This is a genomic window from Mesorhizobium sp. Cs1321R2N1, assembly GCF_037179725.1.
Classification (GTDB): Bacteria; Pseudomonadota; Alphaproteobacteria; order Rhizobiales; family Rhizobiaceae; genus Mesorhizobium; species Mesorhizobium salmacidum.
On record NZ_JAPYKP010000317.1, the window covers coordinates 1 to 1,082 of the forward strand.

Annotated in this window: 1 protein-coding gene; it reads left to right on the top strand. The window is 65.2% G+C overall.

Annotated features, from left to right (window positions below):
• Positions 1 to 976, top strand: a 976-nt coding sequence (gene tssK, locus O7A61_RS32270) for a type VI secretion system baseplate subunit TssK (protein WP_337133186.1), incomplete at its 5' end; no start/stop codon positions are given.
• Positions 977 to 1,082: the final 106 nt, after the last annotated feature.

Sequence of the window (1,082 nt, forward strand, 5' to 3'; positions counted from 1 at the left end):
GGGCGCGCGTTACCACGGCAAGATCGTTTCAGTGCGCGACGCCGTCCAGGGCGGCGCCGATCCCGAAGAGATCGAGATCGCCCGGCCGCATGCGGCCCTGCTTGCGCCCGGCAAATCGGTGGGCGGTTATACCGCCTTGCCGATCGCCGACGTAAAAGGTCTGCGCGCCGACGGCGGCGTCTCGCTCGACGAGACGTTCCTGCCGCCGACGCTGATCACCGGCGCGGTCCATTGGTACCGGCAATTGCTGCAGGAGGTCGTCACCGGCCTCGACCAGATCGCCGAAGCGCATGGTAAGATGGTGATGGGCGGCGCCGGCCGCAGCGTCGAAGACCTCTTGATGCTGCACCTGGCCAATGCCGCTCGCCCCCGGCTTGCCCATATGCTTGCGCAGGATGTCTTTCATCCTGCCGAACTCTATCTCGAACTTGCCGGACTGGCCGGCGAGATGACAACCTACGGCTCGAGCTCGCGGCGGCTCGGCGAATTGCCGGCCTACGACCACATGGCCCCCGGCCCCGCCTACATGGCGCTGGCCGACGCCTTGCGTTCGCTCATCCTCAGTTTGCGTTACATCGAACCGAAATCACGCGCGCTGCCGGTCATGCGGCACGCGACCAATGTCTGGAAGGTGCGCATCGACAACCCTAAGCTCCTCGTCGCCAGCCGCATCGTCATCCGTGTTGGATCGGAACTCTCGGACGACGCGTTGCGCAAGATCTTCGTCAACCAGGCGACAGTCGGCGCCGCAGACGAGTTCGAAGGACTTTGGAAGTCGCGTCTGCCCGGAATTCCGCTGAAACCGCTTCATTCGCAACCACGCGAGATTCCCTATGATGGCGACCGGCTGTGCCTGGAGCTCGACCAGAAGAGCGAGCATTGGGCCTCCTTGCTCGACGCCCCGGGATTCGTCATCGGCGTTTCCGGTGTCCTGGAGAGCGAGCCGCAGGTCGACTGCTATTCGGTGAACAGGTGAGGCCATGAGCCGGGATGATCCTTTCGGACTGTCGGAGGATCGCGAGCGCACACGCATCCGGCTGACCGGCGCTGCACCCCGGCCGATGGCGCCGCTGGCGCCGGGC